This window comes from Deltaproteobacteria bacterium (assembly GCA_019912665.1).
In the GTDB taxonomy this organism is placed as follows: domain Bacteria; phylum Desulfobacterota; class GWC2-55-46; order GWC2-55-46; family GWC2-55-46; genus UBA5799.
In genome coordinates this window covers 187,295-213,460 of record JAIOIE010000006.1, presented here as the reverse complement: position 1 = coordinate 213,460, position 26,166 = coordinate 187,295, and the positions used below count along the sequence as shown (strand labels likewise).

25 protein-coding genes are annotated in these 26,166 nt (G+C 57.3%); 9 read left to right on the top strand and 16 right to left on the bottom strand.

Features of this window, described 5'->3' with window-relative positions:
• Positions 1 to 54 precede the first annotated feature (54 nt).
• From K8I01_01075 to spoVG, 9 genes are all read right to left on the bottom strand, one after another.
• Positions 55 to 1,347 (bottom strand): dihydroorotase, encoded by a 1,293-nt coding sequence (locus K8I01_01075; GenBank protein ID MBZ0219015.1) that lies wholly within the window; start codon positions 1,345 to 1,347, stop codon positions 55 to 57.
• 12 nt (positions 1,348 to 1,359) lie between these two features.
• The gene (locus K8I01_01070) at positions 1,360 to 2,298 is read right to left on the bottom strand and encodes an aspartate carbamoyltransferase catalytic subunit (GenBank protein MBZ0219014.1); all 939 of its coding nucleotides are present in this window, start codon (positions 2,296 to 2,298) and stop codon (positions 1,360 to 1,362) included.
• Between the two features lie 13 nt (positions 2,299 to 2,311).
• Positions 2,312 to 2,845 carry a bifunctional pyr operon transcriptional regulator/uracil phosphoribosyltransferase PyrR gene (gene pyrR / locus K8I01_01065; GenBank protein ID MBZ0219013.1) on the bottom strand — a complete coding sequence of 178 codons (534 nt, stop codon included), beginning with the start codon at positions 2,843 to 2,845 and terminating at the stop codon, positions 2,312 to 2,314.
• Between the two features lie 132 nt (positions 2,846 to 2,977).
• Positions 2,978 to 3,367 carry a hypothetical protein gene (locus K8I01_01060; GenBank protein MBZ0219012.1) on the bottom strand — a complete coding sequence of 130 codons (390 nt, stop codon included), beginning with the start codon at positions 3,365 to 3,367 and terminating at the stop codon, positions 2,978 to 2,980.
• A 53-nt stretch (positions 3,368 to 3,420) separates the two neighbouring features.
• Positions 3,421 to 4,785: a UDP-glucose/GDP-mannose dehydrogenase family protein gene (locus K8I01_01055; GenBank protein ID MBZ0219011.1), complete on the bottom strand. Its 1,365-nt coding sequence runs from the start codon at positions 4,783 to 4,785 to the stop codon at positions 3,421 to 3,423.
• Positions 4,786 to 4,947: 162 nt separating this feature from the next.
• Positions 4,948 to 6,351 carry an undecaprenyl-phosphate glucose phosphotransferase gene (locus K8I01_01050; GenBank protein ID MBZ0219010.1) on the bottom strand — a complete coding sequence of 468 codons (1,404 nt, stop codon included), beginning with the start codon at positions 6,349 to 6,351 and terminating at the stop codon, positions 4,948 to 4,950.
• The gene (locus K8I01_01045; GenBank protein MBZ0219009.1) at positions 6,323 to 7,435 is read right to left on the bottom strand and encodes a glycosyltransferase; all 1,113 of its coding nucleotides are present in this window, start codon (positions 7,433 to 7,435) and stop codon (positions 6,323 to 6,325) included. The genes K8I01_01050 and K8I01_01045 overlap by 29 nt, the downstream gene beginning before the upstream one ends.
• Positions 7,436 to 7,728: 293 nt before the next feature.
• Entirely contained in the window at positions 7,729 to 8,730 is a 1,002-nt protein-coding gene (locus K8I01_01040) for a radical SAM protein (GenBank protein ID MBZ0219008.1), read from the bottom strand.
• 69 nt (positions 8,731 to 8,799) lie between these two features.
• A complete protein-coding gene (gene spoVG, locus K8I01_01035; GenBank protein ID MBZ0219007.1) occupies positions 8,800 to 9,093 on the bottom strand; it encodes a septation regulator SpoVG in 294 nt (97 codons plus the stop codon).
• Positions 9,094 to 9,444: 351 nt separating this feature from the next.
• Here spoVG and purM point away from each other — a divergent pair, with 351 nt between their 5' ends.
• The 4 genes from purM (at position 9,445) to K8I01_01015 (ending at position 12,362) form a co-directional block, all read left to right on the top strand.
• A complete protein-coding gene (purM, locus tag K8I01_01030; protein MBZ0219006.1) occupies positions 9,445 to 10,500 on the top strand; it encodes a phosphoribosylformylglycinamidine cyclo-ligase in 1,056 nt (351 codons plus the stop codon).
• Positions 10,500 to 11,147, top strand: a complete 648-nt coding sequence (purN, locus tag K8I01_01025) for a phosphoribosylglycinamide formyltransferase (protein MBZ0219005.1) — start codon at positions 10,500 to 10,502, stop codon at positions 11,145 to 11,147. Before purM ends, purN begins: the two co-directional genes overlap by 1 nt.
• A 4-nt stretch (positions 11,148 to 11,151) precedes the next feature.
• Positions 11,152 to 11,589 carry a DUF523 domain-containing protein gene (locus K8I01_01020; protein ID MBZ0219004.1) on the top strand — a complete coding sequence of 146 codons (438 nt, stop codon included), beginning with the start codon at positions 11,152 to 11,154 and terminating at the stop codon, positions 11,587 to 11,589.
• A gap of 101 nt (positions 11,590 to 11,690) precedes the next feature.
• A complete protein-coding gene (locus K8I01_01015) occupies positions 11,691 to 12,362 on the top strand; it encodes a metal-dependent hydrolase (protein MBZ0219003.1) in 672 nt (223 codons plus the stop codon).
• A 244-nt stretch (positions 12,363 to 12,606) separates the two neighbouring features.
• On the opposite strand, the gene K8I01_01010 is transcribed toward K8I01_01015, so the two are convergent.
• Both K8I01_01010 and K8I01_01005 read right to left on the bottom strand, forming a co-directional pair.
• Positions 12,607 to 12,966, bottom strand: coding sequence for a VOC family protein (locus tag K8I01_01010; GenBank protein ID MBZ0219002.1), 360 nt, complete (start codon positions 12,964 to 12,966; stop codon positions 12,607 to 12,609).
• A 280-nt stretch (positions 12,967 to 13,246) separates the two neighbouring features.
• Positions 13,247 to 13,858, bottom strand: coding sequence for a YdcF family protein (locus tag K8I01_01005; protein ID MBZ0219001.1), 612 nt, complete (start codon positions 13,856 to 13,858; stop codon positions 13,247 to 13,249).
• Positions 13,859 to 13,980: 122 nt separating this feature from the next.
• Between K8I01_01005 and rpmB the strand changes: the two genes are divergently transcribed.
• Positions 13,981 to 14,172, top strand: coding sequence for a 50S ribosomal protein L28 (gene rpmB / locus K8I01_01000; GenBank protein MBZ0219000.1), 192 nt, complete (start codon positions 13,981 to 13,983; stop codon positions 14,170 to 14,172).
• Positions 14,173 to 14,221: 49 nt separating this feature from the next.
• Here the strand turns inward: rpmB and K8I01_00995 are convergent, their stop codons facing one another.
• Both K8I01_00995 and K8I01_00990 read right to left on the bottom strand, forming a co-directional pair.
• Complete coding sequence (locus tag K8I01_00995; GenBank protein MBZ0218999.1) at positions 14,222 to 14,617, bottom strand: RidA family protein; 396 nt, start codon at positions 14,615 to 14,617, stop codon at positions 14,222 to 14,224.
• 57 nt (positions 14,618 to 14,674) lie between these two features.
• Positions 14,675 to 16,858 (bottom strand): bifunctional (p)ppGpp synthetase/guanosine-3',5'-bis(diphosphate) 3'-pyrophosphohydrolase, encoded by a 2,184-nt coding sequence (locus tag K8I01_00990; protein ID MBZ0218998.1) that lies wholly within the window; start codon positions 16,856 to 16,858, stop codon positions 14,675 to 14,677.
• A 139-nt stretch (positions 16,859 to 16,997) separates the two neighbouring features.
• On the opposite strand from K8I01_00990, the gene K8I01_00985 reads away from it, so the two are divergent.
• From K8I01_00985 to K8I01_00975, 3 genes are all read left to right on the top strand, one after another.
• Entirely contained in the window at positions 16,998 to 19,376 is a 2,379-nt protein-coding gene (locus K8I01_00985; GenBank protein ID MBZ0218997.1) for a PBP1A family penicillin-binding protein, read from the top strand.
• Positions 19,377 to 19,385: 9 nt separating this feature from the next.
• Complete coding sequence (gene moaA, locus K8I01_00980; protein ID MBZ0218996.1) at positions 19,386 to 20,378, top strand: GTP 3',8-cyclase MoaA; 993 nt, start codon at positions 19,386 to 19,388, stop codon at positions 20,376 to 20,378.
• Between the two features lie 69 nt (positions 20,379 to 20,447).
• Complete coding sequence (locus tag K8I01_00975; GenBank protein MBZ0218995.1) at positions 20,448 to 22,007, top strand: tetratricopeptide repeat protein; 1,560 nt, start codon at positions 20,448 to 20,450, stop codon at positions 22,005 to 22,007.
• A gap of 34 nt (positions 22,008 to 22,041) precedes the next feature.
• Here the strand turns inward: K8I01_00975 and K8I01_00970 are convergent, their stop codons facing one another.
• From K8I01_00970 to K8I01_00960, 3 genes are all read right to left on the bottom strand, one after another.
• Positions 22,042 to 23,256: an HD-GYP domain-containing protein gene (locus K8I01_00970; protein MBZ0218994.1), complete on the bottom strand. Its 1,215-nt coding sequence runs from the start codon at positions 23,254 to 23,256 to the stop codon at positions 22,042 to 22,044.
• Positions 23,257 to 23,495: 239 nt separating this feature from the next.
• Complete coding sequence (locus K8I01_00965) at positions 23,496 to 24,230, bottom strand: metallophosphatase family protein (protein MBZ0218993.1); 735 nt, start codon at positions 24,228 to 24,230, stop codon at positions 23,496 to 23,498.
• Between the two features lie 57 nt (positions 24,231 to 24,287).
• Positions 24,288 to 24,596: a hypothetical protein gene (locus K8I01_00960; protein MBZ0218992.1), complete on the bottom strand. Its 309-nt coding sequence runs from the start codon at positions 24,594 to 24,596 to the stop codon at positions 24,288 to 24,290.
• 422 nt (positions 24,597 to 25,018) lie between these two features.
• Between K8I01_00960 and K8I01_00955 the strand changes: the two genes are divergently transcribed.
• The gene (locus K8I01_00955; protein MBZ0218991.1) at positions 25,019 to 26,116 is read left to right on the top strand and encodes a hypothetical protein; all 1,098 of its coding nucleotides are present in this window, start codon (positions 25,019 to 25,021) and stop codon (positions 26,114 to 26,116) included.
• Positions 26,117 to 26,166: the final 50 nt, after the last annotated feature.

Genomic DNA, 26,166 nt, shown 5'->3' with positions numbered 1-26,166 from the left:
AATAAGTATTTAAATCCAGTAAGTTATATAATAAACTTAATAAGAATCCTCAGGCTATCCTTCCCTGCTATAGACGACATTCCCGGCAAGGACCGTCTTTACCACCACACCCTTGAGCTCTTTCCCGGCCCAGGGCGTGTTCTTTGATTTTGATTTGAGCCTGGCCGGCTCGACCTTCCATTTGGCGCTGAGGTCCAGTATGGCCATATCAGCCGGACTCCCGACAGTGAGCCTTCCGCCTTCGACTCCAAAGGCCTTAGCCGGGTTCGCGGACATGGCGGCCAAAGCCTGTACGAGGCTCAGGGCCCCGTCCTCAACCAGGCCGTATATGACTGAAAAGGCCGTCTCAAGGCCGATTATCCCGTTTGAGGCCTTGTCGAATTCTATGTCTTTCTCAATAGTCGAATGCGGGGCGTGATCGGTGGCTACGCAGTCTATGGTGCCGTCCCGGAGGCCCTCCCTCAATGCCTCGACGTCCTCGCGGGAGCGTAGCGGCGGGTTCATCTTGGCGTTGGTGTCGTAGTCTGCTACTACCTCATCCGTAAGGGCCAGGTGGTGCGGGGTAGCTTCCGCTGTGACCTTCACGCCCCTTGCCTTTGCCGCCCTTATTGCTTCGACAGCCCCCCTGGTGCTCACATGGGCTATATGGAGCCTCCCTCCGGTAAGCTCTGCAAGGTGTATGTCCCTTGCAACCATCACGTCCTCTGCCGCGTTCGGGATTCCCCTCAGGCCGAGCCTTGTCGCAACAGGCCCCTCGTTCATGACACCCGCGCCGACAAGCCCAGGCTCCTCGGCATGGCTTATGACGGGCATCCCCGATATCTGCGAGTATTCAAGGGCCCGCCTCATGAGGGCGCTATGGACGACCGGCATCCCGTCGTCCGATACGGCAGCGCAACCGGCGGCCTTAAGCTCCGCCATTTCCGTAAGGCGCTCACCCTTCTGCCCCACGCTCAGGGCTCCGACCGGGTAGACCCTTGCGCTCGCGCCCTCGGCCTTCTTCAAGATATATCTCGTTACCGATTCGTTGTCGTTTACGGGCCTGGTATTCGCCATGCACATCACGGCCGTATATCCGCCCGCCGACGCGGCGAGCGTCCCTGTGCGTATGTCCTCCTTGTACTCGAAACCGGGCTCGCGCAGGTGCGCGTGCGCATCGATGAAGCCGGGGACTACCGCAAGCCCGGTAGCGTCAATTACCTCCACACCCGGACCTGCCTCTGAGGTGTCGGATTCGGCTTTCTTTACCGAAGCGACCCTTCCGCCCATGACATAGATATTGTAGAGGCCGTCTATCCCGGCCGCCGGGTCTATGAGCCTTCCGCCTTTTATAATGAGCCTGTTCATATCGCCTTAACCTCAGAAATGATGCTCTTCCCTTGCGCCGCCGACAAGCAGATAGAATATCGCCATTCTCACGGCGACCCCGTTGGTCACCTGGTCCAGTATCACCGAATACGGGCCGTCCGCCACCTCCGGCGATATCTCGACCCCCCTGTTTATGGGGCCCGGGTGGAGGATGATAACGCCTTCTTTCGCGCCCCTGAGCTTCGTTTCGTCAAGGCCGTATAGCCTGGAGTATTCCCTTGCGCTCGGAAAAAACGACTCGCTCTGGCGTTCGAGCTGGATCCTTAGCATCATGATGACGTCAGCGCCCCTTATGGCCTCTTCCATGCTGGATGTCGCCCTGCAGCCGAGCCTCTCTATGCCGACGGGGAGCATGGTCGGCGGGCCGGCGACGGTAACCTCGGCCCCCATCTTCGTGAAGCCGTAGATATTCGAGCGCGCGACCCTCGAATGCGCTATGTCGCCAATTATGGAGACTTTAAGCCCCTCTATCGCTCCCTTCCGCTCTCTGACCGTCAGCATGTCGAGGAGCGCCTGGCTGGGATGCTCGTGCGCCCCGTCCCCGGCGTTCACGACCGGGCAGGATAGATACCTTGAGAGCATCTCGGGGGTGCCGGATGAGGAATGCCTCACGACAATGCAGTCAGGCCGCATGGCGCCGAGGTTCATGGCCGTGTCCCTGAGGGTCTCGCCCTTTGAAACCGAGCTTGTCGATACCGATATGTTCACGGCGTCAGCGCTCATGCGCTTGGCGGCTATCTCGAATGAGGTCCGGGTGCGAGTGGAAGGCTCATAAAAGAGGTTTATGATAGTCTTGCCCCTCAGGGTGGGAACCTTCTTTATCTCCCTCTCGGATACTTCCTTGAACGACTCGGCCGTCGAGAGGAGGAGCAGAAGCTCTTCCTTGTCGAGCCCCTCAATGCCCAAGAGGTCTTTTCTTTTAAGTTTCATACGGATATTCGTCCTACTGCTGAGCCTCTATTACGACCTCGTTTACCCCGTCTATTTCAGCAAGGTGCACCTTTACCCCCTCCTTCTGCGAGGTGGGCAGGTTCTTTCCCACGTAGTCGGCCTTTATGGGAAGCTCCCTGTGCCCCCTGTCCACGAGGACCGCAAGCTGTATGGCAAGGGGCCGACCGAAGTCCATGAGCGCGTTCATGGCCGCCCTTATGGTCCTCCCGGTAAAGAGGACGTCGTCGACCATCACTACCTTTTTACCGTCTATGGGTATGGGTATCTCCATTTTCTTGAGCGCGGGCTGGTCCTTCTTTATCCCCAGGTCGTCCCTGTAGAGCGTCGCGTCAACGGCCCCGGCAGGGAGCGTTACCCCCTCTATCTCCTCGATCTTCTTCTGGAGCCGAAGCGCGAGGTGGTACCCCCTCGTGGGTATTCCGAGGATGACGAGCCCCTCGGTGCCCTTGTTCCTCTCGATTACCTCGTGGGCTATCCTGGCAAGGGCCCTTTCTATGGCCTTATCGTCGAGTACGGTCCTTTTCATCGCGGGCTGGACAAAAAAATACCTCCGCGCCGGAACGGACGCGGAGGCAAAAGGGTTCTTTTTATGTGTTGTGCCACTATCTCCCCGTTTTTAATCTCTCAGGATTAAATTAAAAGGGTTTATTTGGTTTGTTTAGTGCAGGGGCTCTCCGGGCTGCTTAAGCGGCCTCTGCACCTCTATGTTGTAAAAAAATTCTTTTTCGTACCTGTTCAGGAAATTAACTACGACAGTGTACTCGGCGTAGATGTAAATGTTTTCCCGTCCCCGCTCTATAACAAGCCCGGTTTCGTCCAGCGGCAAGTCCCAGGCCGCGGCCTTGGCAAGGATGTGTTCCGCCAGCGCCTCGTCGGTGTGCATGTGGGCGAACTTCGCCTCCTCGCCGACGTCGGACTTGAGCATCATGTACCCGATGTAGGGAGGCGCGAGCTTATACACGCCGTACGCGAAAGACGAAAGCAGGGTTATCCAGAATAAAGCCCTGACCGTTGCGTACCCGGCTTTATCTACCCGCCGCCTTTTCACTATCTGAAAGATATACAATTTCGGCCGGGCTTAGTCAATATAATAATTCCGGGCTAATCGGCTTTTGCGGCCGGGGCCTTCAGGGGCCCCGCAAACGAGAGCTCCGAGTGCTTCTCGCCCCTTCCGACGCAGACGTACTCGAACCCCATCTTCCGCATGGCCGACGGGTCGTACACATTTCTCAAATCGAGTATCTTCGGGGCCTTCAGGAGCCCCTTGACCCTGTTGAGGTCGAGCTTCCTGAACTGGTTCCATTCGGTAAGTATCACGAGCGCGTCGCTCCCGTCAGCGACCTCGTATGCGTCGGTGCAGAAGGTGACCGGCCCGCGCATGGACTTTCCGGCGTTCTCCATGGCCGCCGGATCGTATGCCTTTATGGAAGCGCCTTCAGCCATGAGCCTTTCGGCTATGTCCATTGCCGGCGACTCCCTTATGTCGTCGGTATTGGGCTTGAAGGCAAGGCCGAGTATGCCTATCTGCTTGCCAGGAAGCTCCCCGGCAAGGCCCTTTATCTTCTCGATCATCCGGTCCCTTTGCTCGCGGTTCACCTCGATTACCGCCTCGACTATCCTGAAGGTATAGCCGTGCGAGCGCGCTATCTTCGTAATCGCCATGGTGTCCTTGGGGAAGCAGGAGCCGCCGTAGCCAGGGCCGGCGTGGAGGAACTTGGGCCCTATTCGGTTGTCGAGGCCCATGCCCTTGGCGACCATCTTTACGTCCGCGCCTACGCGCTCGCAGATGTTGGCCACCTCGTTTATGAAAGAGACCTTGGTGGCCAGGAAAGCGTTCGAGGCGTATTTGATAAGCTCGGACGTCTCGATGTCGGTTATGACGAAGGGGGTCTCGATGAGGTAGAGCGGCGAGTAGAGGTCCTTCATTATGGCTATGGCCTGCTCGCTCCTGGCGCCGAGGACCACCCTGTTTGGCCTCATGAAGTCCTCGACAGCGGAGCCTTCCCTCAGGAACTCGGGGTTCGAGACCACGTCGAACTTGTGCTCCCCGTCCTGCTCCTTCTCGATTATGCCCTCGATGAGCTTCCCGGTGCCCACAGGGACCGTGCTTTTGGTGACTATGACCTTGTAGCCGTTGAGGTTTTGTGCGATGGTGCGGGCCACCTCCTCGATGTAGCAGAGGTCCGCCGAGCCGTCCCCCTTTGGGGGCGTGCCCACTGCTATGAATATGACGAGGGATTTCTTTATAGCCTCGGAAAGGTCGGTTGTGAAGGTCAGCCTCGTCTCGTTTATGTTCTTGTCTACGAGTTCCTTAAGGCCCGGCTCGAAGATCGGGATCTCCCCCTTCTTGAGCATCGCTATCTTCCCGGCGTCCTTGTCGACGCAAGAGACGTTCACACCGAAGTCGGCGAAGCAGGTGCCGGTCACAAGGCCCACATAGCCCGTACCGATTACGCAGATATTCATGTGGTCGATAACCTCCGGATGTCTGCGGGGATGTATTCCGCGTTCTTTGCGACCGGCCGCGTCATCTCCGTCGCTTTGGAAAAACTTCGTCAAATCATAGAGTAAGGTCAGTATAAACGCGGGCAGGTACCATGTCAAGGACGCAAAAAGTGCCTTCCACCCTCAGTAGGCGTTCCGGTTTACGAACCCCTTCCAGAGGGTGAGGAATAGTATCTTGAAATCCAGGGCCAGAGACCAGTGCTCTATGTAATAAAGGTCATGCTCTATCCTTTTTTTAAGGTCAGTATGCCCCCTCCAGCCGTTCACCTGTGCCCATCCGGTGATGCCGGCCTTCATCTTGTGCCTGAGCATGTACCGCGGTATTTCCCTCCTGAACTCGTGTATGAAGACCGGCCTCTCGGGCCTCGGGCCTACAAGCGACATGTCTCCCCTCAAGACGTTTATGAGCTGCGGAAGCTCGTCAAGGCTCGTGGCCCTCAAGACCCTTCCGAGCATGGTGCGCCTGGGGTCTCCGCGCCTTGCCCAGACCGCGCCCGTATCGTCCTCGGCCCCCGTCCGCATGGTCCTGAACTTGAGTATCTGGAAGGGCTGCCCGCCTATGCCCATCCTCTCCTGCCTGTAGAGGACGGGGCCCTGGGACGTAGCTCTTACGAGCATGGCGATTGTGAGCATGACGGGCCACAGGATTACGAGGGCAGCGACCGAGAGCACGATGTCAAAGCCCCTTTTAAGGACGATGTTCCAGCCGTAAAGGGGCGAGTTCTGAAGATTCAATATGGGCATGCCCTCGAACTCCTCGACCCCGCCCCTCAAGGTCATGAACTCCACCATATCCGGTATGACCTTTATGTCCACGGCCTCGTCCCCGATGTACTTGACAGCTTCCGCCATCTTCGAGTGCTGGTCCCAGCCGAGCGCGATAAAGACCATGTCTATCCGCCTGAGCCCCAGAAGCTCCCTCAAGTCGCCTATGGACCCGACAACCCTTACCCCGGACACCTGCCTCCCGGCCTGCCCCTCTTCCGGGGAGACGAGCCCTTCTACCTTAATGCCTACTTCCGGGTGGTTCTCGATAGTTTCAATAAGCCTCCTTGCCTGCCCGCCGGTCCCGACGATCAGTGCGTACCGCAGGTTAAAGCCCCTCCTCCTCAGTGCCCGGAGCGCTTTCCTGAACGCGAACCTTCCAAGGCTCAATGCCCCGATATTTATGATTGTAAAGAGGACGAAGACGAGTCTCGAATACTCGTACTGCTTGGCAAAAAAGGTGACCGCGATGAATATGAGCATGGAGATCCCGCACGCCTTCCCGATGTCAATCACCTCGGAAAGGGGGGTCCCTATCCTCTTGGGCCGGTACAGGCCGAAGACCTTGAAGACGACCGCCCAGATTATCGTTATGGGTATAAGAAGAAGGCTGTAAGCGAAGAAATCGGGCACGCCCCTGGGCACGCTTAAGAGCCCTGAATGAAAGCGGATATGGAAGGACAGCGCCCACGAGAAGGCGATTATGACGAGGTCTGATATGAGAAGGAGGCTCTCAAAGAGCTGACTGTGCTTTTTGAGCATTTCCCCTCCCGCCCCTGAACTCGATCAGCTTCGATTCTAAATACTTTCTGATTCTTTCCTTGAAGACGGTTCTGTCAAAGGCGAGCGCATGGCCCCTTATGGCCTCCGGGCTGAAAATTCCCTCCGCCTTCTCGAATATCTCAACGGCATCGTTAACCGCCGCCGGGGCCTGCTCCATGAAGAAGACCCCGGTCGCGTTCCGCCCCCTGCCAGGCGGGACGATGGTTTCAATAGCGCCCCCCCTGCCAAAGGCTATAACTGGCCTGCCTGACGCCATGGCCTCAAGCGGCGTTATCCCGAAGTCCTCCTCCCCGGGAAAAATGAGGGCCCTGCATCCCTGATACAGGCCTTTGAGCTCATCGTCTGTTTTCCAGCCCAGAAACTCGATATTCGGCCGGGCCGATTTTACGAGCCTCTTCCATTCCTGCCCCGAGCCGGCTATTACGAGCTTTTTCCCCGACGCATTGAAGGCCTCTATGGCCAGGTCTATCCTCTTGTATGGGGCAAAGGCGGAAATGATGAGGTAATAATTTCCCGGCCTTCGGCCTATTGCGAATTTAGAGCAGTCGACGGGCGGGTGTATGACATCCGCCCTCCTCCTGTAAAGCCGTCTGACCTTCTCCGCGACATTGGCGGAGTTCGCTATGAAGTGATCGACTCTTGCGCTGGACGCGGCGTCCCAGAGCCTCAGGTAATGAGCGACGGACCGGTACGCAAGCGCCAGCACTCCCCTCTTTTGCCCGAAATACTCGTGGTACATGTCCCAGACATACCTCATGGGAGTGTGTATATAGGAGATATGCAGGGAGCCGGGCGGGGGCAATACCCCCTTTGCGACGCAGTGGCTTGTCGATAGTACGAGCCTGTAGCCCTTAAGCCGTAACCCCTCGATTGCGGCCGGGAAGAGCGGCAGGTAGCGCCTGTATGCCCTACGCGCGAACGGGAGGCCCTGTATGAAGGAGGTCCTCACCTGCCTGCCCTCGATGACCCCGGAGACAGACCCCCGGTCATGATAAAGGGTATAGAGGTCAGCCGAGGGGAAGAGCTCGCAGAAGACTTCAAGGACTTTTTCCCCGCCGCGCATGCCGGTCAGCCAATCGTGTACGAGAGCGACTCTCACAAGAAGACCTCCATGCGAACGCCTTGGACTGTTCTCTTTTTCTTTACGGATTTTTAATATCAGGAGGTTGAATATTCAGGGGCGTGCGCGCCCCCTGAAAAGTATAATCCACAATCCTGGGTCGTCAAATGCAGGGCCCGGCTCCCAGGAAAGGCGAGCGGAGGGCGGGTTCAGGATGAAAAAGGGGGAGGATTCAGGAGAATTGGAAAAAGAGCGGGGTTAAGGAGGGGTTTTACGTAAATACTGGTATCAGGGAATCAGGAGACCCAGGGCATACCCGACACCACGGCCCGAAGGAGCGGGCCTGGCCTTAGCGAATAAAGGAAATCGCTCTCAGCAAGGGATGAGTAACAGCCGTTGCAGCTGAAATCCCCTATTTCCCGGAATGCCGAGCCGAAACCGAGATCAAGCCCGCTCGGCCAGTTTCGCGAGCCGAAGACCGTGTAGCACGGCGCAACCTCCCCCGCGGGCGTGACCGCGCAGTAGAGCCTTCCTGCAAGGCATTTACGGCTGTTCCTTTCCCATGCAGGTATGCTTATATGAGAAAGGTACTCGGACGAGTTGACGATGTGTCTCTTCTTTCTCTTGAGCTCCCTGAGTTTCCTCAGGGCTTCGGCGTAAGCAGGCGCTTTCGGCGCGATTGCGCCTATCCTCGCCTCGATAGAGGAGAATGGATAAGGGAGGACCGGCTGGAACATCATCCCTACACCGAGCCTTGCCGCCTCATCCACGATCCAGGGGATATGGTCGAGATTCTCCCTTGTCAGTACGGTATTGGTCAGGACCCTGAGCCCGGCCCGCCTTGCGGCCCGTATCCCGGCCACGACATCCCCGTATGTCCCTTCCATCCTCAATCTGTCGTGTACGCCGGGCGGGCCGTCAAGGCTTACAACGAGCGTCGTGAGCCCCCTGAGGCTCCGTATGCTCTTTTCGACCAGAGAGCCGTTGGTGAAGACTACCGTATTCACGCCCCGGCCCGAGGCATGGGATATGAGCTCGCCGAGGTCGTCCCTCATAAGGGGCTCGCCGCCTGTAAAGCTTAAGCTTTGCATCCCCATTGACGAGAACTCGTCTATCATGCCGAGGGCGTCTCTCGTCGAGAGGTCCTCTTCCCTGAGCCTCCATATGTCGCAATACTCGCAGGTGAAATTGCACCTGTACGTCGTAATGAAGGCGACCGAGAGCGGGACCCTCCTGCCTGAGAGCCTGGCAGCCGCTGCCCTGGCAACGGCTCGTATCTTACCTCGCGAGTTGTTCAACTGACCATGGGACCAGAGTGATCCTGCCAATTGCCCCGATTGCGACCGCACTATAATAGATATCTCCCATCAGACCGCATTGGAAAAGGCCTGGGCGCTATCTCCCTCCGCAAGCACCTTATTAAACTCGCTCATGACCTGCTCCTCGAGCATCTGCCTTGTGGGCTTATCCAGCGGATGGACAAGGTCCCTGTAGGTGCCGTCCTTCATCTTCTTGGCGGGCATGGCCACGAAATACCCGGTATTGCCTTTTATCACCTTCATGTCTCTCACAACGAAACAGTCGTCGAGCTTGATAGTCACATAGGCCTTTAGCTTTTCATCCCCGTCCACCGGAAGCACCTTGATCTCGGTAATGCGCATCTTCTTCCTCCCCCCTGATAGTGTGATGACTATGTGTTTTCACTGCAAACCTTTTGAGCCGGGCCGATGCCTGACGACAGTCCGTAAGGCATTGTTTTGAATTGCAACCGATGTGCCAACGATTGATGTAAAAAAATATTTAATACAATTAACGGGATTCGGATAAGACCTGTTGCTTACCTGAATATATACGCACAGCTTAATGTGCAAGGCGCATATGGATTTGTGCACCATACGAACATGCGGTTTTAAAAATCCGGGGGATTGGGCGGGGCCGAAGAAAACGGTTATGCGCGGACTTGGATAGCATACCCGTTGACTTCAAAAAGGCTTTGCATTAATCTATTGCGCATGAAAAAACTTACCTATAAGAAAGCCGGCGTTAATATAGACGAAGGCGGCAGGCTCGTCACTCTCATAAAGCCCTCGGTGCGCTCGACCTACCGGAAAGAGGTGATGGGAGACATCGGCGGGTTCGGCGCCCTTTTCTCGGGAAAGTTCAGGGGCATGAAAGACCCGGTGCTGGTATCCTCCACCGACGGGGTAGGCACCAAGCTCATGGTGGCCTTTGCCGCGGACAGGCACGACACGATAGGCATCGACCTCGTTGCCATGAGCGTGAACGACATACTCGTTAGCGGGGCAGAGCCGCTCTTCTTCCTCGACTACTTCGCAACCGGCAGGCTCGACGCAAAAAGGGGCGCGGAAGTGGTCAAGGGAATAGCGGAAGGCTGCAGGCTCGCCGGATGCGCCCTCATAGGGGGCGAGACGGCCGAGATGCCGGGCCTTTACAGGCCGGGAGAGTATGACCTCGCGGGCTTCGCGGTCGGCGTGGTCGAGAGGAAAAAGATGGTGGACGGCTCCCGGATAAGGCCGGGAGACAGGATAATCGGGCTTGCTTCGAGCGGCCTCCATAGTAATGGCTATTCGCTCGCAAGGAAGGTAATCTTCGAATCCCTCAGGCTCAAGGTGACCGACAGGCCGAAGGGCTTTAAAACCAATATCGGGACCGCCCTCCTTGCGCCGACCCGGATATACGTGAAGCCGGTCTTGAAGCTCATGAAGGGCTGCGAGGTCCTCGGAATGGCGCACATAACTGGCGGCGGCTTTACCGAGAACATACCGAGGGTGCTTCCGAAAGGTACTATCGCGGTCATAGAAAAAGGCTCGTGGCCCGTGCCTTCCATATTCAGGCTCCTCAGGGATGGCGGCCCGGTCGATGAGAGCGAGATGTTCAGGACCTTCAATAACGGCATAGGGCTCGTCATCATCGTGAGGGCCGGAGACGAGGCCCGTGCGCTTAAGAAGCTTGCGGCACTCGGCGAGAAGGCCTGGACCATAGGCGAAATTGCCCGGAGCAAAGGCGCGCCCCGGGTTGAATTCGCCGGAAAAGCGGGTATGATTTAATGGTCAACTTAGGGGTGCTCGTATCCGGGAGCGGCACGAACCTCCAGTCGATAATAGACGAAATAGAGGCCGGAAGGCTCGACGCCTCCGTAAGGGTGGTCGTCTCGAACAAACCCGACGCCTATGCCCTCGAGCGCGCAAGGAAGCACAACATCCCTGTCGCGGTCGTCAGGGTCAAGGACTTCCCCCAGAAAGAGGCCTTTGATTCCGAGGTGCTCCGGGTCTTAAGAGAGCACGGTGTGGAGCTTGTGGTGCTTGCGGGTTTCATGCGGATAATAACCAGGGTGCTCCTGGACGCGTTCCACATGAAGGTTATGAACATACATCCCTCGCTTCTTCCTGCCTTTCCGGGATTAGAGGTGCAGAAGGCCGCTCTCGAGTACGGTGTCAAGTTCTCGGGCTGCACCGTCCATTTCGTTGACGACGGCGTGGATACGGGGCCCGTAATAATCCAGGCGGTCGTGCCCGTTAAGGACGAGGACACGGTCGAGTCGCTATCAAAACGGATACTCGCGGAAGAGCACAGGATCTACCCGAGAGCCGTACAGCTCTATAGCGAAGGAAGAATCGAGGTAAGGGGCAGGAGGGTTTTCGTAAGAAACGGTAAGGCGACGTCAGGGGCGATGGAAAATCCCGGAGAAGATTAAAGGGATGTACAACGGACCGGTCATAGTGAGCGCCTGTCTTCTGGGCCTCCGGACCCGCTACGACGGGAAGGACGCCTACTCCATCGAGGCCGTAACCCGGCTCGATGGGAGGACGATAATCCCGGTATGCCCGGAGCAGCTGGGGGGCTTGCCTACCCCGCGCCCCGCATCCGAAATACTCGACGGCGACGGGGCGGCTGTCCTGACCGGCTCTGCAAAGGTCATTGACGAGTTCGGTGCAGACGTCACGCTACAGTTCATGAAGGGCGCCATGGACGTCCTTCAGATAGCCAAGATTACCGGCTCGGAAGAGGCCTTCCTGAAGGAGAGAAGCCCCTCGTGCGGGGTCGGCACCATCTGCAGGGACAGTCTTTGCGTAAACGGGACTGGAGTTACCGCCTCGCTCCTTAAGCGGGAGGGGCTTACGCTCACTGGTTTTTAGGTTTCATGCGGCCCTTTCACCCTTGCTTCGATACCAGCCGCCCTCGCGCGGATTGTAATTAACCCGACTAAAAAATCACCAAGATAAGCGGAGGCCGCGGTATGAAAGTCACCTGGCATGGGCACTCGTGTTTCATAGTGGAGGCTCAAGGAAAGAGCGTCATAATCGATCCGTTCCTTAGCGGCAACCCGACGGCAAAGGCAAAGCCGTCGGAAGTGAAGGTCGACGCGGTGCTCGTAACGCACGGCCACGGCGACCACCTGGGCGACGCGGTAGAGATATCCAGGGCCAACAAGGCCCCGATTATCGGCACTTTCGAGCTCGTGAACTACTGCACTTCAAAGGGCGCAACCGGCCATGCGATGCACATAGGCGGAAGCCATTCTTTTCCATTCGGAAGTGTAAAGCTCACCATAGCCCACCACGGCTCATCGACCGAGGCCGGCGCCACCGGAAATCCCTGCGGCTTCATAGTGAGCATGGACGGCAAGACCCTCTATCATGCCGGCGACACCGGGCTTTTCACGGACATGGCCCTCATTGGCGAGACGAACTCCATAGACTGCGCCCTCCTTCCCATAGGCGACAACTTCACAATGGGGATCGAGGACGCGATAAGGGCCGTCGGGTTCCTTAAGCCCAGGGTCGCGGTCCCTATGCACTATAATACATTCGACCTCATACGGCAGGACCCGCAGGCCTTCAGGAAGGGGCTCGAAGGCAAGCCAGTCGAGGTGAGGATAATGAAGCCCGGCGAGAGTACGGAGATATAAGCCGCTATTTTCAGGGAAGATTGATTAATTCATTGTTCGTCATTGCGAGCGTGTGAGCCGAAGCCGCGAGCGAAGCGCGGCGGGAAGCAATCTTTGAAAATCAGGTGCTTTGAGATTGCTTCGTCGTTTCACTCCCCGCAATGGCGGCAAAAAAGGAAAATCAATCAAACCTTCTCAGGTAAAAGGCCCTGTCCGGAATCCGGACAGGGCCTTTCTTATTCTGCCGGTTCTATCCTTCCGGCACTCATCTCGCTTCCTTGCTGTCCTCCCATATGCCGAAGGTATTTCCCTCTGTGTCGAGGCATATGGCGTAGTAGCCCATTCCGGGCACGGCCTTTTTCGAGACCAGCGTCTTCCCGCCGAGCGCCTTTGCCTTCTCCATGAATTCGTCTATTGAGCTCACGTCAATGTAGTTGGTGATCGTCTGCTTCGGGCTTTCCCTCCGCATAAGGCCGCCGTCTATGGGGTGCTCGCCGGTCGTATTTATGAGCCAGTATTCCATTCCGGGTATCTTCTCGATCTGCCAGCCGAACATGTCGTAATAGAACCTCCGCGCCCTGTCAGGGTCGTCGGCGGGGATCTCGAAATGCACTACCGTGGGCATAGGCAGCCCCCCTTTCATAAAGCCATAATACAAATCTAACCGGAAAACCTGCCTTGTCAACAAACCATTGAGGTCGGCGGGGCACGGAGATGAAATGACTTCGCTCAAGCGCCGCCGTAATGGTTGTACCTGTTAGTCCTAACAGATTGCTGAAAAACTCAAAATCACATAAGGCTGCTCAAAAAGCTCAAGATGCAAGGAGTCGGAAAGTGAGGAATGAGGCGTACTTTTATAGTACCTGCATGAAGACGACGCCTTGAAGCGGGCTTTGAGCAGCCTGCTACACGCTCCTCGATGCGACGGCCCTGGCAAGGCCCGGCTCTCCCAGGATGGCGAACCTGCCCATGTACCAGTAGTATTTCATGAACTCGATCGCTAGAAGGCCGAGCCCCTTTCCGCCGTACCAGTTGTCTATCTCGAAGTTGGAAGTAGATACGCTGTAAGGCTCTATCCGAAGGTCAGGCATGACCTTGCTGAAGGTGTAATGGGCCCTCTTTATGTGATAGCCGGAGGTTATAAGGACCATGGACTTAAGCCCCTTCTCCTCCATTATCCTTCTCACCTCAAGGGCGTTCTCATATGTGCTCTTCGAGAATTTTTCAAGCACTATGCTCGGGCGCTCGACCAGGTTCACCTGGTTCAGGTATATGGAGTCGAGGTCCGCGTCCGCGTGGACCCCGCTCAATATAAGAACCGCCCCCTTCCCTTTCCTCAAAAGCGACAATCCCTCGGCCGTCCTCCCGCGCCCTCCGGTAAGTACGACTATCGCGTCGGCCCCTGTGCCTGCCTGCCTGTAGGCCCTCGTGTCGTCGACAAAATCGAGGAAAAGCGAGGTGACCACGGAAAACGCCGCGATAACGGCTATTAATATGATAGTGCCCCTTCTTTTCATAGCGCTTCCGGCCAGGACGCGGCCCATTGCCATTCTAACCCATGTACCTGCCTAAAAAAAACTTGCAAAACCCGCTCTCTTATGATAAATATATTAATTCAAACATTTTTGGAGGTAATAACATGGCAGGCACATGTGAGATATGCGGGAAGGGCCCTTCGTTCGGCAACAACGTAAGCCATGCGAATAACAAGACCAAGCGGAGATGGAACCCCAACCTCCAGCCCGTAAAGGCCGTCCATAACGGCAGGGTCAGGAAGATAAAGGTCTGCAGCAGGTGCATCCGCTCGGGGGCCGTAGTAAAGGCCGCCTGACGACCGCGTCTTATTGACAGGGCCTGCCGCCTATGCGGCAGGCTTTTTTTTATTTCACCTTATTGCCGACCACCGCTACCGCGTCTATCTCCACCCCGACCCCCTTGGGAAGAGCGCTCACCCCGACTGTCGCCCTGGCCGGAAAAGGCCTGGAAAAGAACTCTCCGTAAACGGTATTCATCTCGTTGAACCTGGCCAGGTCTGAAAGGTACACAGTCGTCTTTACGACGTCCTTAAGCCCTGCGCCTGCCTCCTCGAGGACAGCCTTTAGGTTTTCGAGCACCTGCCTGGTTTCAGCCACAATGCCGCCTGCGACTGCATTCCCTGTGGCCGGGTCTATAGGTATCTGCCCGGAGACGAAGATGAGGTCCCCTGCCCTTACGCCCTGTGAATAGGGGCCAATTGCCGCGGGCGCTTGCCCGGTCTTTATTTCTTCTTTTTTCATCCGTTATCCCTTCCCGCCACGCCGCCGCATTTGATTTCCATAAGAACCGTAAGGGGCTCAGGGAACGCTCTCAGCCTCTGCTTCCCTTGGGGTTCCGCTCTTTATCCTTTCGACCTTCGTCACCTTCTTTATGCTCTTGAGCGCGGATATGATGTTCTTCAGGTGGTTCGAATCGCTCACCTCCACCTCGAAGGTGCAAACGGCCTTGTTGTCCTGGCTCGTCCTTATGTCCGCGCTCGATATGTTGGCGTCCGCGGTCTTTATGGCGTTCGTCATCTCGGCCAAAAGCCCTTTCTCGTTCCTGCAGACCACCTGTATGCTGACCGGCCTCATGGACTTGATCTTCCGGTCCCACGCGACCTCTATCCTCCTGTCCCTGTCGATATGAAGGAGGGTGGGACAGCCAACCGCGTGGATGGCAACGCCCTGGCCGTGAGTGATGTAGCCCTCTATCTCGTCGCCGGGAAGAGGGTTGCAGCACTTGGCGAAACGGACCAGCACGTCCTCCACGCCCCTCACGATTATCGCGCTCCTGTCCTTTTCCCCGGGCTTCCACTTGTCGAACATCCTCCTGAAGGAGAACTTCTGGCGGTCGCGGAGCTTCTCGGGCGGCAGGAGCTTTCCGAGCACCTGGTTCGCCGATATCTTCCCATAGCCGACGGAGGCAAGGAGGCTTTCGGCGCCCTGCACGCCGAACCCGGCGGCGATTTTCTCGAACTCCTCGGATTTGAGGAACTTCCCCGGTTCGAGGCTGTGGCGCGTAAGCTCTTTATCCAGTATCTCTTTCCCGAGGGCGATGGACTTTGCCCTCTCCTCGGTCTTTATCCACTGCCGTATCCTGGCCTTGGCCCTGGAGCTTACGACGAACTTAAGCCAGTCCTTCGAGGGGTTGTGGCTCTGGGAAGTGATTATCTCGACGATGTCGCCGTTCCGGAGCCTGTATTTCAGTGGCACCATCTTGCCGTTCACCTTGGCGCCGGAGCAGGTGTTCCCTATGTCGGTATGGACCGAGTAAGCGAAATCCACTGGGGTAGCGCCGAGCGGGAACTGCTTTATATCGCCCTTTGGCGTAAAGACGAAGACCTCCTCCGGGAAGAGGCCGACCTTGAGGGAGTCCATGAACTCGTCCGAGTCCTTCAAGTCCATCTGGAACTCAAGGAGCTGCCTGAGCCACGCGAAGCTCTTGTCGTCCTTGCCCTCGGGTTCCCTCCCCTCCTTGTACCTCCAGTGGGCGGCGATGCCGTACTCGGCAATCCTGTGCATCTCCTCGGTCCGTATCTGCACCTCCATCCTCACCCCAAAGGGGCCGACGACGGTCGTATGGAGGGACTGGTACATGTTGAGCTTGGGGATGGCGATATAGTCCTTGAACCTACCGGGCACGGGCTTCCATGTGGAGTGTATGATGCCGAGGACGCCGTAGCAGTCCTTCAGGGTATTAACGATCACCCTGAAGGCCATTATGTCGTATATCCTGTCGAATTCGACGTCCTGTTCCTTCATCTTCTTGTAGATGCTGAACAGGTGCTTCGGCCTGCCGCTCACATCGCCCTCGACGCCGTTCTCCTTAAGCTTCGCCTCGATCTGCTCCTTCACCGTCTCGATGAAGTTCTCTTTGATGTTCAGGGCGCTCGCGAGCTTCTCTTTGAGGTCGGCGTAGCTCTCGGGCTCGAGGTACATGAAGGCAAGGTCCTCGAGCTCGGTCTTTATCCACCCGATGCCGAGTCGGTTGGCGAGCGGCGCGTATATATCGAGCGTCTCCTGGGCTATCTTCCTCTGCTTGGCCGGGTCGAGCGACCCCAGCGTCCTCATGTTATGGAGCCGGTCCGCGAGCTTTATGAGGATGACCCTGATGTCGCGGCCCATGGCCAGGACCATCTTCCGGAAGTTCTCGGCCTCGTGGTCGGCCTTCTTCTCGAAAGTCATGCGGCTCAATTTTGTAAGCCCGTCCACCAAGCCGGCTATTTCAGGGCCGAAAAGCTCGTCTATCCTCTCGATGGTGGTGTGAGTGTCCTCGACCGTGTCGTGGAGGAGCCCGGTAGCGACGCTCTGCGAGTCCATCCTCATATCCGCGAGGATATTCGCCACCTCAAGCGGGTGCGTGAGATAGGGCTCCCCTGACTGCCTTATCTGCCCCTGATGCAGGACGCCGGAGACCACGTATGCCTTTTTTATGAGCTCCAGGTCGGCCTTAGGGCTGTAGGAAGCCACCTTCTCCAATATGTTCTCGAGCCTGACCATATAGTAACAATTTAACCCAATAAACTCCCTTTTTCAATAGACAAGGGGCGCCGCTTGAGGCTCAAGCGGCCGTTACGGCGTCCCGGCCGGGGTGATTGCGATTGCCTTCCTTCCCTCTTTTCTGTTATTATTTTCTCCTATGAAGTTCCTCAGGAAATCGCTCTATTTCGTCCTGGCCGCGGTAATCCTTGGCTTCGGGACGTACTGGTACTTTACCCGCGACCTCCCGCCGCTCGACACCATCCAGGACTATAACCCCAACCTGGTGACAAAGGTCCTCTCGCATGACGGCAGGCTCATAGGCGAGTTCTATATAGAGCGGAGAGTCGCAGTAGACCTCGACCGGGTTCCGGCCCACCTCATAAACGCCTTCATAGCCGCCGAGGACGCCGGGTTCTACGAGCACGAGGGCATAAGCTACTCGAGCATATTCAGGGCATTCCTTAAGAACCTCCAGGCCGGCCGGGTCGTCCAGGGCGGCTCCACCATAACCCAGCAGGTCGCGAAGAGCTTCTTTCTCTCCTCGGAGAAGACGATCTCGAGGAAGGTCCGCGAGGCCATAATGGCCTTCAGGATAGAAAAAAACCTCAATAAGCAGGAGATACTCCATCTCTACCTGAACCAGATATACCTGGGGAGCGGCGCTTACGGCATCCAGGCCGCTTCCGAGGCCTACTTCGGCAAGGACGTAAGCGAGCTTACGCTTGCCGAGTCGGCCCTCCTCGCCGGGCTTCCCAAGGCGCCAAGCAAGTATTCGCCATACGAGAGCATGGAGCTTGCCCGGAAAAGGCAGGAATACGTCCTCGACAGGATGGTCGAAACGAATTACCTCACGCGGAGCGAGGCGGACAGGGCCTATGCCGAGGGGCTCAAGCTCGTGCCGAGGCGCTCTGAAAGCCTTTGGGTGGGCCCCTATTTCACGGAGGAGGTCAGGAAACACCTGGAGGCGAAGTACGGGGCAGAGCTCCTTTACAGGGGCGGCCTCGAGGTGCATACGACCCTTGACGTCGAGATGCAGAGGGCCGCGAACAGGGCGGTGGACCTGGGGCTCCGCGAGCACGACAAGCGGCGCGGGTTCAGGGGCCCTGTTAAAACGCTCAAGACAAAAGAGGAAGCCGAGGCCTTCAGGAAGGAAATGGAAAAGAAGCTCTTACACGACCAGCCCGGGCCCGGGAAATACTATCTTGCCGTGGTCAAGTCGTTCAGCGGCAGGGACCGGAGCCTCTCGGTCGACATAGGCGGAAAGCCCGGCGTCATCTCGGCTGAGGACATGCAATGGGCAAGGCTCTATAACCCCACCCGCGAGCCTGACGGCGGAAGGCAGGAGGACCTCCGGAAGATACTCAAGGCCGGAGACGTCGTGCAGGTCGCGGTAAAGGCGATGCCGGAGAGCGCGGCTGCCCCCCTTGAGCTCAGGCTCGAACAGGAGCCGCTTGCGCAGGCCGCGCTCCTCGCAATGGAGCCGGAGACCGGGGCCGTCAAGGCGATGGTCGGCGGCTTCGATTACTCCAAGAGCCAGTTCAACAGGGCCATGCAGGCCATGAGGCAGCCGGGCTCGGCCTTCAAGCCCATTATATACACGGCTGCAATGGACAGCGGCCTTACTCCCGCGAGCATCGTAATGGACTCCCCTGTCGTATTCGAGGACACTGAAAGGGAGGACTCCTGGAGGCCCAGGAACTATGACGAGCAGTTCTACGGCCCGACTACCATCAGGGAGGCCATAGCGAGGTCCAGGAACGTAATAACCATCAAGGTGCTCAAGCAGATGGGCGTAAAGCAGGCGCTCAATTACGCAAGGCTCCTGGGCATAAACTCGCCGCTTGCGGGCGACCTTTCGCTGGCTCTCGGCTCATCCGCGGTTACGCTCCAGGAACTGACTGTCGCCTTCTCGACCCTCGCGAACCTCGGCGTAAAGCCTGCCCCCTTGCTCGTTACAAGGGTCGTTGACCGGACGGGCCGCGTACTCGAGGAGACAGGGGCTTTTTCGACGTCGGTCATCAGCCCGCAGACGGCGTATATCATGACGAGCCTCCTCCAGGGGGTCGTCGAGTCCGGAACCGGCATGAGGGCCCGGGCCCTAGGGCGGCCCGTCGCCGGAAAGACCGGCACTACCAACAACCTGAACGACGCATGGTTCATAGGCTATGTGCCGGGGCTTGCGGCAGGGGCCTGGGTGGGGTATGATGATGAAAAGCCCCTCGGAACGAGAGAGACGGGCTCCAGGGCCGCTCTCCCCATTTGGCTGAGCTTCATGTCCGAGGCGATTGCAGGGACCCCGGCGAACGGGTTCCCGGTCCCTGAGGGCCTGGAATTCGCCCGGATCGACCCGGCGACGGGCCTCCTGGCCAACGATTCCACAAAGGACGCCGTCTTCGAGGTCTTCAAGGCCGGGACGGCGCCGATAGAGTTATCGCCCGCCCGGAACATCGGCGGGCCCTCGGACTTCTTCATGATAGACACGGACCAGGCCCCGGCCCCCAGGACCAGGCCCGATGAAACCGAGTTCCTGGACTGAGTTTTTATGATGCCACTTGTCGACGCATACGGGCGTAGTATTGAGTACCTCCGGATTTCGGTCACTGACCGCTGCAACCTCCGCTGCGTCTACTGCATGCCGCCGGAAGGCATAGACCTAGCCGAGCCCGAGCACATCCTGAGGTATGAGGAGATATTGAGGCTTGCGAGGATTGCGGCTAGGGGCGGCGTTACTAAGGTCAGGGTAACAGGCGGGGAGCCGCTCGTAAGGAAAGGCATCATCGATTTCCTCAAGGACCTCGCCTCAATACCGGGCATAGAAGACCTGAGCCTTACGACTAACGGCGTGCTCCTCAAGGAATACGCCAGGAGGCTCAGGGAGGCCGGGCTCAGGCGGGTCAATGTGAGCCTCGATTCATTGAAGCGCGAAAGGTTCGCTGCCATGACCCGCGGCGACAGGCTCTCGGAGGTGCTCGAAGGCCTCGATGAGGCCCAGAAGGCCGGGCTTACCCCGGTCAAGATAAATATGGTCGTCATAAAGGGATTCAACGACGACGAGATAATAGATTTCGCCCTAATCTCGAAGGAGAAGCCCTACCATGTAAGGTATATCGAGTACATGCCCTTCAACACCCAGGAGGGCTGGCAGAGGGAGAAGTGCCTGACCGCCAGGGAGATAAAGGAGCGCATAGAGGCCGCGCTCGGACCGCTGGAGCCCGTCATCGACTCCAAAGACGGCGCAGGGCCTGCGAGGAGGTTCAGGTTCAAGGGCGCTCCCGGTGAAATAGGCCTCATAAGCCCGGTATCGGAGCACTTCTGCGGCTCCTGCAACCGTCTCCGCCTTACCTCTGACGGGAAGCTCAGGACCTGCCTCTTCTCGGATACCGAAGCGGACCTCCGCACCCCGCTTCGGGACGGCTCAACGGACGAGGCCATCGAAAGGATATTCCTTGCCGCCGTCCGGGAAAAGCCCAAGGGGCACGCGATAAACGAGAACATCTTCAAAAAATGCAGCAGGACGATGAGCCTCATAGGCGGGTAGTCCGGCTCATCCTTATCATTCGGGGCCTGTCGGCCCGCGTTGAGCGTCCATGGTGGGAACGGTTTTGAGATGACGACGTTCGGAAGAACCCGCGTTGCGATACTCCTCGCAATTGCCTTAATCCTCTCAGTACTCGCCTATTCGAACACCTTTACCGGCGAATTCCAGTTCGACGACGACGGCACCGTGGCGGAAAACCCCTATGTCACGGATATCGGTAATTTCCGTGGTCTGACCTTGGCGAAATCCTTCGTTGACGGCATCCGCCCGGTAGCGACCTTCACCTTCTCCGTAAATTATTATTTCTGGGGCCTCGACGTTCTGCCCTACCACGTAACCAACTTCGCCGTTCACGCCATATGCGGACTCCTGGTCTTTTATCTGGCGTTATTGACCGCGCGCTCGCCAGGGCTACTTTACGATGAAAACCGCTCCCTTTTCATAGCCTTTCTCACCTCTGCCATATTCCTCCTCCATCCGGTCCAGACCGAGTCCGTAAGCTATATATCGCAGAGGTATGAATCGCTCGCTTCGCTATTCTACCTCGCCTCCCTCATCGCGTTCATAAAGGCGCGGCAGGCAGCCGGAGTGCCTCGGAGATACACCTTCTATGCTTTGTCCGTAGCCGCGGGAATACTGGCGCTCGGCAGCAAGCAAAGCGCAATAACTCTGCCGCTCATGATAATGCTCTATGATTTTTATTTCCTTAACGAAAAGCCCTCCCTGAAAAGGATGGCCGGGCCTTTGATATTCCTGGCCCTTGCGGCAGTTGCCGGGTTGATCATCATAAAGGGGCTCAAGGGAGCCGACGCCGGCTTCTCTGTCCAGGGCTTCACGCCCTGGGAATACCTTTTAACCCAGTTCAGGGCGATCGTAACCTACATAAGGCTCCTATTCCTCCCTGCCTGGCAGAACCTCGATTACGATTTCAGGATAAGCAGGAGCCTTTTTGAAATTGACACACTCCTTTCATTCCTGTTCCTTCTTTCGCTTTTCGTCTCCGCCCTATTCCTCTTAAGGAGGGCGCGGGCCTCCTCGTTCTTCATACTCTGGTTCTTTATCATACTCGCGCCCACTTCGAGCATAATCCCCCTGGTAGACCCGGTATTCGAGCACAGGGTCTATCTCGCCTCGGCAGGCGTTTTTTTCATCTTTTCGGATACGATGTGGGCCGGGCTTTCATGGGCATGGAAAAGGCGGCCTGCCCGCGGCCGGGCCTTGGCGATTTCAGGTGCCCTCGTCCTCATGCTCCTGCTTTCAGGGCTTACATACGAGAGAAATGAGGTATGGCGGACGAAGCTCTCGATGTGGCTGGACGTTGCAATGAAATCACCGATGAAATCCAGGCCGCACAACAACCTCGGGAACTGCTACATGCTTCTGGAGAGGCCCGTTGAGGCCATAGAGGAATACAAAAAGGCGATAGCGCTCGACCCCGGCAACATCGAAGCCTACTATAACATATCGCTCAATCTTGAGAAGACAGGCCGCTTCGACCAGGCCGTATATTATTACGATATCTTCTCAAGGAACGCGCCATCCCGGTACGAAAGGCAGAAGGAGTTCGCAAGGAAAAGGGTCGAGAGGTTCAGGGAGATAGAGCGGCTCGGTTTTGCCGCGGGCCAGTAGGCGCCCTGATACCCGGCCCTTAGGAGGCAGGACTTCATGCGAGGGGACGGCCGTGCTCCCCGAGGATGAACCTGTTCGTGTCAATGCCGTACTTTCCCGGGCTTGCAGAGCCTTTTATGCAGAGGCCTTTACATTCAGAAAGGGCCAACTCCACAGGGGGCGCGAGGGACTGGCCGTTCCTGTTCAATACGACCAGCACTGCGGGTTTTAGCGGGTCTTCGCGGTCGTTCGATTTAACAACGGCTATCTCCCCTGTTGAGAGCTCAACCACGCTTCCTATCGGATATATGCCTACGCACCGGATAAAGCCCTGCAGGAAGCGGGCGTCGTAGACGGAGTTATTCCCGAAGGACATTACCTGCAGGGCCTCGTGCGGCGTGAAGCTCTTCCTGTAAGCCCTCTCCGAAGTCATTGCTTCGTAGCCTTCGGCAACGCTGACTATGCGCCCGAACTCGTGTATGCGCGTGCCTGAGAGCCCTTCAGGATATCCCTTGCCGTCCATCCTCTCATGGTGCTGGCGCGCAGTGATTATCGAGGAGCGCTTTATGCCGTCGGTCTTGTGGAGCAGGTCGGCGCCAAGCTCGGAATGCCTCTGCATCTGAGCGAGTTCGCTTTCAGTGTACCGCCCTGTTTTCTTAAGCAGGGCTCCTGGGACAAGGAGCTTTCCTATGTCATGGAGGACCGCCGCCATGCCGAGCTCGATTAGCTTTTCCCTGTTAAAGCCCAGCTCGCTGCCAAGGGCAATCGACAGTATGCAGGAATTGAGGGAATGCCGGAATGTGCAGTCGTCGTTGTCCCTCAGCCACGCGAGGCAGGTCAGGGCCTCGGGGTTTCTGAATATGCTGTCTATCATCCTGACGACGATCAGGCCGAAGGCCTCCGCATCAATGCTCCTTCCGGCCCTGATGTCTGTAAGGAAGCCCATCACATGGGCTATGGCCTCGTCCTTGAGGGAGGCTGCCCTGTATATCTCCTCTTCGAATTCCACGGCCTCCGGAAGCGCTGCGCCCGCGTCCAGAACGGGATGCGCCGCATCCTGAGGGTCAGGCTCTCCGGCCGGTCCTGCTGCGCAATCGTCCGGTATAACATAGGCAATGCCGTACCCCCTGCCCCGGAAGGTTTCTATGTCGGCATCGCTTCTAACCAGGAGCGAGTTCATGAAAAAAGACGGCCTGCCGGTATCGTCTTTTTCAAGGGCGCAGAGCTTCATCCCCTTTTTAAGCTCGTCCATCGGTATCTTTCTGAACATCCACGCCCCCGAGAACGGAAGTAATTACATTAAGAATTGCCTATAAGCGCTTGAAAAAACAGGGTTTTCGAGTAATAGCCAGCCGGGCATCTTGAGATGCACGCCCAGGAACAGGATTCAAATAAATATGGATGGTATCAGTCTTGATTTCGGTTGGAGAGTGGATGGCCTTTAGTCTTTTTCGAGATATGCCGATGTTGATGATAGAGCGCTTCCATGTACCCGGGCAATAACGGGTTTCACCACCCGAGCTTGAGCCTTTCGGCGAGCCTGTCAGGAAGACCGGCCCGAAGGACCTTTTCCGAGGCGGAGCGGATGTCGTACTCGACCCTGTGGAAAACCGCCTGGTTTTTCCTCGAGTCGAATACCAGGAATGCGGCCCTGGGGTCTCGGTCGCGGGGCTGGCCGAGCCCGCCAGGGTTTATGAGATACCTGGCGCCTTTGCCGAGCTTCAGGGGATTCTCATGGAGAAGTACCGCCTCTCCGTCCTTCTCCGAGTAGGCGGCCGGAACGTGCGTATGCCCAAAGAAGCAGATATCCGGCGCGCCAAGGCTCTCCATGAGCTCGAAATTCCTCTCAGCGTCCCTTGCCCCCATTATGTACCTGTCGATATCGTTTACCCAGCCGTGGACGGCCGTAAACCGCCCCTTGACAGTGAAACTTTTGGGAAGCCCCCTCAGGAATTCGAGGTTCTCCGGTTTTATGGCATCCCTCGTCCAGTACACGGCAGCCGCCGCGTGGTAGTTGAAGTTGTACGGCTCTTCGAACCCGGCCACCCTCGAGTCGTGATTGCCGATGACGCAAACGGCTCCCCTCTCCCTCAGAAGCTCTATGCATTCATTGGGGTTTGCGTTGTAGCCGACGATGTCGCCGAGGCAGATGATCTTGTCTACGCGGAGGCGTTCGGCTTCGCCAAGGAAGGCGGTCAGGGCTTCCAGGTTCGAGTGGATATCGGAGATTACGGCGTAAAGCATGGCTTACGGGCGGGGGCCGGCGCGGCCTGGAGATAAGGCCGTCTGTTTTTAGCGGCCTCAGTGTATTGTGCCCTTGATATCCTCTCCCTCGAACACGGCCTTGCCGGTCTGGAACGGGTCGCTCGTGAACCTGTCGCGGCAGGACTTGCAAAGTATGAAGATGAGCTCTTTTGAGACGTCCTCTTCGAGGGCCTTGGGGTCCATGCTCTCCATGGCGTCAAGGAGGTCGTTTATGCCCTCCTCGACATCCCCCTCGAAGTCCTCAAGGTAGCCGTCGAAATCAGCAAAGCTCCTTATTTCGAGTATATATTTGAGATTGCCTTTGGGCAGTTCCCTGCCGCAGCAATGGCATCTAAGTTTTTTCATCGGAAGCTTGTCCCTTTCCGGGGGAGTCCGCGCTCGGGGCAGCCGTTTGCGACGAGGAATCTTTGGGATTCAGCCCTCGACCGGGACTTGCCGGCGAAACCCGCCGGACGCAATTATTAAGTAATAATAAGTATGAAGGCTTGCTAAATCTTAACCCTAAAGATGCCGCTTGTCAAACCAAATGGGGCATGGTAATTTTGGCGGATGCAGTGCGATTTCATCTTATCGGCGGAGCCCATGGCCTCTCCCGCGCCCCCGCCGCCCCTGTTCAACGCGCCCGGGCCCGCAAGCGTCAGCACGGCGTCATTCTGCCCGGACCGGCTTGCCTGTCTCCGGGACTCTGTCAATCAAATAGGACGAGCACGATGCCGTTTTCCTGTCTCCTGAAAATCGGAGGTAAACTGAGCAGCCGTCTTGAAAGGATGGCCGGACCATGCGCGGCGCTTTTGAAGCTCGGCGCGGTAAGGCCGCCAAATGATCTTTTTGAGCCGTCGATGTCGGTCCTTCTTACGCAGACGCCGGAGCTGGCCCATGCTGACGCAAGGCGGGTCATGGGCGAATTACTCGACTTGAGGCACATGGATGAAAAGAACGGGTGGACCATCATGGAGAAGGGCCTGCCCCCCCGGAGGCTTGCGCTGCCGTTCCTTGCCGGGCTTTTCACAATCATCATAGGAGCTCTCCTGGCAGTCCTTTTCGCATTCGAGGGCACAATAACGCTTAAGTCAGGCTCCCCGGCGGCGTTCACGCCTGAAGACCGGGGCATCCTCAGGCCTTTCTGGGCTGGTGCCGGGGAAAGTGATATACGCCTCCTTTTCGAGGGCTCCGAATCAGAATATGTCGAGACCGTAGCTACTGAAGAGGCCTTCAGGCCGGTAGAGGTGAAGGCGAGGCTTAAGGTTACGCGGGACGGGTCCGCTCTCGAGGGGCTTGCGGGCACGAGAGAGCCGTTCAAATACGGGGGATTTGCATTCAGCCTGATGGAACTGGAGCAGACGCTCAGGTTGAGGATAGACGACAGCCCCATTCCCATTAACGCACGGCCCGGCGCAGAGGCCCTCATACCCGGGAGCCTTTCGACCCTCTTATTCGGTCAGTTCAGGAACGGCGTTGTCGCGAAAATCGACGGCTCCCGGGAGGAGCTTAAGCCCCATATTACCGTAAGGAAAAAAGGGACGTCAGGGGAGCCGGCAACGCTCCGGCCCGGCGAGCCGGTTATAGTCGACGGCGCGCTGGTTTCTCTTGCCGATGTTAGGGAGACGGCGGTCATCCGGTACAGCTACGACCCCGGTCGAGCGGTCCTTCTTGCGGGCGGTCTTATTACGGTCCTCACCATTATGCTCAAGCTCTGCTGGCCTTATTATTTTCTGGCCTACAGGATAGATGACTCCGGTGAGATCGTCCGCCTTGATCTCTTCGCATCCACAGGCGGGGCATTCGCTTCAAGGGAGAAGCTCCTCAACAGGATAGTGCGCCTCCTTACCAAGGACGACCTGAGGCTGGAGGCTCTCCCGGACTGATATTCCAGCCCACCTCTCAGTTGGCAAAAACCACCCCGCAGTGTTATCAT

Coding starts and splice junctions, on each gene's coding strand:
- K8I01_01075 (MBZ0219015.1), bottom strand. CDS start 1,347: ATGAACAGGCTCATTATAAAAGGCGGAAGGCTCATAGACCCGGCGGCC.
- K8I01_01070 (MBZ0219014.1), bottom strand. CDS start 2,298: ATGAAACTTAAAAGAAAAGACCTCTTGGGCATTGAGGGGCTCGACAAG.
- pyrR (MBZ0219013.1), bottom strand. CDS start 2,845: ATGAAAAGGACCGTACTCGACGATAAGGCCATAGAAAGGGCCCTTGCC.
- K8I01_01055 (MBZ0219011.1), bottom strand. CDS start 4,785: ATGAATATCTGCGTAATCGGTACGGGCTATGTGGGCCTTGTGACCGGC.
- K8I01_01050 (MBZ0219010.1), bottom strand. CDS start 6,351: ATGCTCAAAAAGCACAGTCAGCTCTTTGAGAGCCTCCTTCTCATATCA.
- K8I01_01045 (MBZ0219009.1), bottom strand. CDS start 7,435: ATGCGCGGCGGGGAAAAAGTCCTTGAAGTCTTCTGCGAGCTCTTCCCC.
- spoVG (MBZ0219007.1), bottom strand. CDS start 9,093: ATGCGCATTACCGAGATCAAGGTGCTTCCGGTGGACGGGGATGAAAAG.
- purM (MBZ0219006.1), top strand. CDS start 9,445: ATGAAAAAACTTACCTATAAGAAAGCCGGCGTTAATATAGACGAAGGC.
- purN (MBZ0219005.1), top strand. CDS start 10,500: ATGGTCAACTTAGGGGTGCTCGTATCCGGGAGCGGCACGAACCTCCAG.
- K8I01_01020 (MBZ0219004.1), top strand. CDS start 11,152: ATGTACAACGGACCGGTCATAGTGAGCGCCTGTCTTCTGGGCCTCCGG.
- K8I01_01015 (MBZ0219003.1), top strand. CDS start 11,691: ATGAAAGTCACCTGGCATGGGCACTCGTGTTTCATAGTGGAGGCTCAA.
- K8I01_01010 (MBZ0219002.1), bottom strand. CDS start 12,966: ATGCCCACGGTAGTGCATTTCGAGATCCCCGCCGACGACCCTGACAGG.
- K8I01_01005 (MBZ0219001.1), bottom strand. CDS start 13,858: ATGAAAAGAAGGGGCACTATCATATTAATAGCCGTTATCGCGGCGTTT.
- rpmB (MBZ0219000.1), top strand. CDS start 13,981: ATGGCAGGCACATGTGAGATATGCGGGAAGGGCCCTTCGTTCGGCAAC.
- K8I01_00995 (MBZ0218999.1), bottom strand. CDS start 14,617: ATGAAAAAAGAAGAAATAAAGACCGGGCAAGCGCCCGCGGCAATTGGC.
- K8I01_00990 (MBZ0218998.1), bottom strand. CDS start 16,858: ATGGTCAGGCTCGAGAACATATTGGAGAAGGTGGCTTCCTACAGCCCT.
- K8I01_00985 (MBZ0218997.1), top strand. CDS start 16,998: ATGAAGTTCCTCAGGAAATCGCTCTATTTCGTCCTGGCCGCGGTAATC.
- moaA (MBZ0218996.1), top strand. CDS start 19,386: ATGCCACTTGTCGACGCATACGGGCGTAGTATTGAGTACCTCCGGATT.
- K8I01_00975 (MBZ0218995.1), top strand. CDS start 20,448: ATGACGACGTTCGGAAGAACCCGCGTTGCGATACTCCTCGCAATTGCC.
- K8I01_00970 (MBZ0218994.1), bottom strand. CDS start 23,256: ATGTTCAGAAAGATACCGATGGACGAGCTTAAAAAGGGGATGAAGCTC.
- K8I01_00965 (MBZ0218993.1), bottom strand. CDS start 24,230: ATGCTTTACGCCGTAATCTCCGATATCCACTCGAACCTGGAAGCCCTG.
- K8I01_00960 (MBZ0218992.1), bottom strand. CDS start 24,596: ATGAAAAAACTTAGATGCCATTGCTGCGGCAGGGAACTGCCCAAAGGC.
- K8I01_00955 (MBZ0218991.1), top strand. CDS start 25,019: ATGGCCGGACCATGCGCGGCGCTTTTGAAGCTCGGCGCGGTAAGGCCG.